1 protein-coding gene is annotated in these 955 nt (G+C 77.5%); it reads left to right on the top strand.

Features of this window, described 5'->3' with window-relative positions; translation table 11 throughout:
* Nucleotides 1–381: 381 nt before the first annotated feature.
* On the top strand, nucleotides 382–825 hold the full coding sequence (locus ACLIYP_RS30605) for a subtilase-type protease inhibitor (RefSeq protein ID WP_412716323.1): 444 nt from the start codon (nucleotides 382–384) through the stop codon (nucleotides 823–825).
* Nucleotides 826–955 lie beyond the last annotated feature (130 nt).

The following is a 955-nucleotide window of genomic DNA, read 5'->3' as shown; positions in this document are numbered from 1 at the left end:
CGCCGCCCAGCGCGCGGCCATGCGGACGCGGGGCCGCCTCGGGTAGGGGCCCGGGGCCCGTACGGGGCGCGTCCGGCGCCCGGGGGCGTCGTCTTCCGGCCGAGTCGGGAACACGGCGCCCGGCGGCCGCGGAAGAGCGCGCACGTCGTCGCGGTGTCATATGCTCCCGGCCGCCATCCGCCCGGCCCCCCGGCCCTCCCCCGGCGCCCGTCCGGAACCGCCGGCGCGGCTCCGGCCAGGGCCGATGAGGCGCAGCGGAGCGCACCGGAGCGCATCGGAGCGGAAGATGACCGGATCCGATCGCCCCGATGTGTCCCGTTATGGACTCCGGCAAGTCGTTTCTCCGGAATCCGTTCCCGAGAGATCCAGGGAGTGTTCGACATGCGGTACGCCACCAAGGGCCTGGGGCTGGGCGCCGTGCTGACCGCGGCCTGCCTGGCGGGGTCCGCGGCCACCGCGACCGCCGCCCCCACCGACTCCGCCGGGGCCGACAGGCCGTCCGGGCCCTCGGTCCTGGTGCTCACCGTCGCCGAGGGCGGGGATCCGGCGACGGCCCCCGAGCGGCGGAGCGCCGTGCTCACCTGCCCGCCGGGCGCCGGAGGCACCCACCCGGCCCCGGGGCGCGCGTGCGCCGCGCTGCGCTCCGTGGACGGCGAGGTGGGCGCGCTGGTCGAGACCGACACCGACCGGATCTGCCCGATGATCTGGGACCCGGTCACGATCAAGGCCGAGGGTCTCTGGGATGGCCGCGAGGTCTCCTACGAGCGCACCTTCGCCAACTCCTGTGTCATGGAGGGCGCCACGGGCCCGGTCTTCTCCTTCTGACGCCTCCGTGACGAGGCCGCCGTCAGGCCGTGGTTAGCCCGCCGCGGGACCGCGGCCGCCGGCCCCCGGGTGCGCGATCGCGCCCCCGGGGGCCGGCCGCGTTTCCGGCCGCGAGCGGAGGCGCCGGCCC

This window comes from Streptomyces nanhaiensis (genome assembly GCF_046614825.1).
GTDB classification, from domain to species: domain Bacteria; phylum Actinomycetota; class Actinomycetes; order Streptomycetales; family Streptomycetaceae; genus Streptomyces; species Streptomyces radiopugnans.
Note: the sequence above shows the minus strand (reverse complement) of the source record. Positions and strands in the feature narration are given on the sequence as shown.